This window comes from Vibrio sp. 10N.261.52.A1, assembly GCF_002876325.1.
GTDB classification, from domain to species: Bacteria; Pseudomonadota; Gammaproteobacteria; order Enterobacterales; family Vibrionaceae; genus Vibrio; species Vibrio chagasii.
In genome coordinates, this window is the sequence record NZ_MCYD01000861.1 from 1 (window position 1) to 5,092 (window position 5,092).

General features: G+C 43.4%; 5 protein-coding genes. 4 read left to right on the forward strand and 1 reads right to left on the reverse strand.

Annotated elements, in window-relative coordinates:
- Positions 1-69: 69 nt before the first annotated feature.
- Genes BCT81_RS18440 through BCT81_RS18455 form a run of 4 tightly spaced genes read left to right on the forward strand, consistent with a single transcriptional unit; the run spans position 70 to position 4,218 of the window.
- Positions 70-504, forward strand: a complete 435-nt coding sequence (locus BCT81_RS18440) for a DUF4402 domain-containing protein (RefSeq protein ID WP_102425407.1) — start codon at positions 70-72, stop codon at positions 502-504.
- Between the two features lie 52 nt (positions 505-556).
- On the forward strand, positions 557-1,006 hold the full coding sequence (locus BCT81_RS18445) for a DUF4402 domain-containing protein (protein WP_241908235.1): 450 nt from the start codon (positions 557-559) through the stop codon (positions 1,004-1,006).
- Positions 1,003-1,713, forward strand: coding sequence for a molecular chaperone (locus BCT81_RS18450; protein WP_102425408.1), 711 nt, complete (start codon positions 1,003-1,005; stop codon positions 1,711-1,713). Before BCT81_RS18445 ends, BCT81_RS18450 begins: the two co-directional genes overlap by 4 nt.
- A 54-nt stretch (positions 1,714-1,767) precedes the next feature.
- Positions 1,768-4,218: a carboxypeptidase-like regulatory domain-containing protein gene (locus tag BCT81_RS18455; RefSeq protein ID WP_102425409.1), complete on the forward strand. Its 2,451-nt coding sequence runs from the start codon at positions 1,768-1,770 to the stop codon at positions 4,216-4,218.
- Positions 4,219-4,294: 76 nt separating this feature from the next.
- Here BCT81_RS18455 and BCT81_RS18460 read toward each other — a convergent pair whose 3' ends face one another.
- Positions 4,295-5,041: an ADP-ribosyltransferase gene (locus BCT81_RS18460; RefSeq protein WP_061031896.1), complete on the reverse strand. Its 747-nt coding sequence runs from the start codon at positions 5,039-5,041 to the stop codon at positions 4,295-4,297.
- Between the last annotated feature and the right edge of the window lie 51 nt (positions 5,042-5,092).

Consider the following 5,092-nt stretch of genomic DNA (forward strand, 5'->3'; position numbering starts at 1 on the left):
ATTGTTAACTCTGGTTGACTATTGGGTAACCCTAATAATAAAGCCGATTTTATATAAAGGATTAAAGAAATGAATAAAGTCTTTAAGGTTGTTGCCGTCTCTGCACTTTCTATCTCTTCAGCGAACGTTTTTGCTGTGAGTGACACTTTTGATGCAACACTAGAAGTAAAACAAGCAATTACAATGACCAAAACGAGTGATTTAGATTTCGGTATCATCACTTCAGATAACACGACAGATGTTGTTGTTGCTCAAGGTGATGCAGGAGCTGCGGCGTTTACACTTTCGGGTGAATCAGGTGATACGGTGACCGTAAGTATTTCTGATACTAACTTGGTTAACGGTGTAAATACGATTGCTGCTGAGTTTGATTTTAATAACGCTATAACCCTAACTGGTGGTACTGCGGATCTTAATATTGGTGGTACGGCTCGTACTTCAAGCGCATCACTGGTAGCTGGTACTTATACTGCAAACGTTGCAGTTGATGTGACTTACCAATAATTTAGTGAAACTAGTATAATATTGTGGCTGTAATAGAGCAGCCATTTTTACTATGAAGTCTTTATTCGAATGCGTAGTTAAATACGCGATATATATCGGACTGACTCTATATTCAAGCCCGTTCTATGCTCTGGAAATAATTCCTGAGAATATGGAAGTAAAGTTTCCGGGCATGTATGTTTCTGGTTCTGGACAGAATGCCGATGCTAATCCATCGAGTAGTCAGATTTACGTGGTTCGTTTTTATGTTGAAGGCGAACCGGGAAAAAAGATCGTGGTTTCGCTTCCTTCTAATCAATATCTTAACCATTCTCAAAAATCGAAACGTCTTCGTATTAAGAAATTCTATTTTGGCTGTGGCTTATCTAAGAGAGGCCGAGCGAAAATTAAAGGGAATGGGAGAACCAAACTTCTGTGTATTGGTGCAAAAGTAAAAATTGGCGCTAATCATCCTGCTGGTCTTTATACCAGCACTATCCCTTTTGAGGTCAATTATAAATGAAGTTATTTATCTCATGCTTTTTCGGCTTACTTTTCACTGCACAAGCCTACGCTCAACTCCTTATCGCACCGACTCGCTTTGTCCTAGACGCTGAAACCTCAGTCACGGAGAAAATTGTGGTGGAGAATAATTCAAATGAACCGATCCGACTAGAGATAAAGCCCATCTACCGTTCAGTAAAGGCAAGCGGCTTAGTTCGCACTGACGCGAATATTGCTGAGTCAGAAAATATTGCTGATTGGATTAAAGTGTCACCACCGATTATTCGTGAACTCAAACCCAACCAAAGGCGCACAGTTCGTTTGCGTATGAACGCATTACCTGACGATATGCCTGATGGTGAATACCGTGCTTATCTATGGTTCTCTCCGATAGCGAAAGCGCCCGAAGCCTCACCACCAGACCTGTCCAGAAAGGTACGATCTAACAATGGTTCAGCGTTCCAGCTTAACTTCCACATCAACAGTTATGTGCCGGTTTACGTACAAAAAGGTGAACAGGTCCAAGATGTTAAGTTTGAATGTGATGAACAGAACCTCAAGATCACCAATGATGGTAAGTTTCAGTTCAGCGCCAAACTGAATGTCGACGAACACAGCGAAAAGGTGGTGTTGCTGCGTAATGCTGAATTAACCAAATCGCTTCCAAAAGGCTCAAAGATTTCACTGGTTCAAAACGACGAGTCTTTGCACGAATGTGTTCTATAACTTGAGCTGTATGTTGTCAGTGCTTATGCGCTCGATTGAGTGACGATAAGATTCATGTTCCAGCACCTGTTATGTCGACTTGTCTTGCTTTGCTCTTTGCTTCCATTTGTCGCTTATTCGCAGTCAGAACAGGAAAGCGAGGCGAGTGAACTCTATCCTGCTCATATAGAGGTGCGAGTAGGACAAGTCGGTGATAGCTTTTACCGTGTGATGATGGATGACTACGAAGAGCCGTTCATATCGATATCCAATGCGGCTTTTTCGCTGTTAGAGATGAACGGGCAGTGCGATGACGTGGGTTATTGTGAAATCTACTTGCCGCAAGATCAGGGTAGAGAGTCTCCCCCCTATATTGTTGATACCCAGCAAGCGCTTTGTTATCGCGATGACAATAATATCCAATCAATTAAGTTTGAAGTGATTGAGTCTGAAACCTATATCCACTGGTACAGCCTACAAGCGTGTATCCCTGCCAAAGTCCGATGGGACATTGATGACTATCGGCTGACCGTTTCTCCGGAATTCAGCTCCTTGACCGAGTTGGAAGCGGTGATCTCGAAGATCAAAAGTGAGTCTCGTAAGAAAGCGGAGGAGTTAAAAAGAGCCTCTAACGTGCCTGCGGTCGATCCCCTTCCTGGGGGGGGATTAGCGACACGAGTAGCAACGTCTGTATATCACGACAGTGAAGAGGGCGGCGATGTTTACGTTATTTCCGATACCATTTTAAGCACCGAACATTCCTTATCTCGATTGTCTATTGATTCGAGAGAAGATCTGCCCATCGTTTATTACAACATCGCGGTTGAGACAAACGATGGTGAGGGCTCGCTTGAGTTAGGGCATGTATTGTTGGATGGCAGCGTTTTTACGAATAACCAAACTCTTGAAGACGGGCTTTACTACACCAATCGAAACCGTCAGCCAGAGTTCGGCAACTTACAATTGGAACGTACAACCCAACCCAATATCAGCATTGATGTGTTGGTTAATGGTATCTATCAAACCACTTATCGTTCTGATGAGTTTGGACGTTTTGTCATTGAAGAAGACAACATCTCCCCTGGTGACACCATAAAGTTTCGTTACTACTTATCTAAAGGGGTGTGGCAGGAAGAAGAGATCACCGTTGCTGGTTTAGAAGATGCCTTTTTACCACAAAATGAATGGGGCGTTGAGGTGGTAGGTAATGAAGGCGCGGATCGAGCTGGCGCTGTCTCGTTAGAGTATGGCCTCGCTGATTATTTTACCGTGGGTAGTGCTTTCAGACGACAGCATGGTAAAGACTTAGTCGGTTTTCAGGGGCGATATTTACCGACACATTGGTTTGCTGGTCATATTGGTTGGTTGCCCGATTTTAATCGGTTCCCCATGGAGTTTGATATCTTGCTAAGTGCCGATCAGTCCGCATCGATTGAACTTAATAAGACCGATGAATTGGATTTGGAGTCGATGGAGTATGATGTCTTCAAGTACAACTTGTCACTTGCAAACCTCACTGCCTTTTTAACTGTAAGAAACGATGACGACGAGTTAAGTGTAGAGCCAAAAGTGAACGCCAAAGTGTCGAGTAACCTGTTCCTTTCTTATGCAGGGGATTATCAATACACGAAAGATACTCACCAAGATAGTTACTTGCATACCATCGAGCTCGCCAAAAGCGGCTTCTCTGACACATCGTGGAATATATCTGGAACAGTGAATGGATCTGGACATCATGAACGCACTGAGCTCTCTTTAAGAAATGCCTGTAAAGAGTGTGTGCTTGATCCTTTGAAGGTATTTCAAGAGCTGACCACTAATGTATCGGCACGCTACCAGAAACAAGAGGTCTCATTTACTGCCTCTTTGGAAGCACGCGTGAATCCATATCTGCTCTTTAAATTGGAAGGCACAGAAGACCGATATGGCGTCGAGATGACCACGGAATTTGGTGCGAAAACCTATTTTGACGAAGATATTGGCGAGTTTGTTGAATGGAATCGATACAACCACTCTAAACTGACCGGCATCGTGTATGACCATCACAAGCAACCTATAGCCGGAGTCAGCTTACAGGTCTTAGACCAACGTGCTGTCAGTAATTCAAAAGGAAGGTTTGAGTTTTCAAGTGTTCCTGCTAGAGAAAAGCTACCAATTTATATCGATGAAGGAGCGTTAGACCTCAACTTAACACCAATTCAGAATCCAGTGTTTGTAAATACTAAGCAGGTGGGACAAACCCATGCACCGATCGAGATGATGGTGTCATTTGGTGTGGATGGCACTGTGGGAGGGGATATAGAGAGCAATGCGTACCTGCATTTTAAACACATCCAGAAAGGCACCGAATATTCCAGTGAAATAGAGAGTGATGGCTTTTACATGGTCGAAGGGCTTATCGCGGGCAAATATATTGTGACCTTAGAGATGGGAGACAAACGATTCGTACAAGGTGCCGAGTTGGATGGGGATTTTTGGGTAAGCGACTTAACATTTCAGCTGATCGACTTTCATAAGGTCTATTAGTGATCGTTAAGGCTGAGGAAAGATGTCCTCAGCTTTTATCATAATGCCTAATGTTTCGTACCTAACGGCAAAGTCACTAGTAGATACAGGCTTCTGCTACGGTGAGGTTTTCCCCTGAATGGAGATCTTTTATAGGGCGCGTGCCGACCTGTTCTGCTGATACCTCGCGATAGATCACTTGATTTCCCTCCGGCGTGGTATTGATCGCCGTCACCTCAAACAGAGAGTTTCTATTAACCAGCACCTCTAATTCATCATCGCGAACCGTGGGTATCACGATTCCATGTTGACCAAGGTTAAGCTCAAATCGAGAAAGTTGCCCATTATGAAAAGTATAAGAAGATGTTTTCGAGATAGACGTAGATAAGTATGAATTGGGACTGACGATATCTCCAACTTTTACAGTGTCTCCGTAAGCGGAGAGTAAGCTCTCCCCACGAAACACTGTCCCTTTGTATTTGATGCCATGTTCGAACGCTGAGTCTATTTCATTGATTAATGATTCTGTCTCCGAGTCCATTCTCCCTTGCGCTAACCCTCTTCTTATCGGCTGATAGGCATCATCTTGATACCTTTCTAGTGCATCAATCTCACTAGGGTTTAGGTGTTGGTTTTGCGCTCCTGCTTGTTGGTACAGCTGCGACCGGATCTTAGCGAAGTCTCCATAATTCGATTCGAATCCTGGGTCAGACATATCTTCAAGAATGGCTTCAATGTTATCAGCACTGTAATACTGAGCGTTATATTTGAGGGCGGCGAGTGAAGTAAATGGTAGTGCAGAGAGGCAAAGGGCAAGCAAATAGCGAATGTGTAATGTTTTCATTTTGGTAATAATAATCAATTTCTAATAGCTTTTTATTATACATATTATGCC

Coding starts and splice junctions, on each gene's coding strand:
- BCT81_RS18440 (WP_102425407.1), top strand. CDS start 70: ATGAATAAAGTCTTTAAGGTTGTTGCCGTCTCTGCACTTTCTATCTCT.
- BCT81_RS18445 (WP_241908235.1), top strand. CDS start 557: ATGAAGTCTTTATTCGAATGCGTAGTTAAATACGCGATATATATCGGA.
- BCT81_RS18450 (WP_102425408.1), top strand. CDS start 1,003: ATGAAGTTATTTATCTCATGCTTTTTCGGCTTACTTTTCACTGCACAA.
- BCT81_RS18455 (WP_102425409.1), top strand. CDS start 1,768: ATGTTCCAGCACCTGTTATGTCGACTTGTCTTGCTTTGCTCTTTGCTT.
- BCT81_RS18460 (WP_061031896.1), bottom strand. CDS start 5,041: ATGAAAACATTACACATTCGCTATTTGCTTGCCCTTTGCCTCTCTGCA.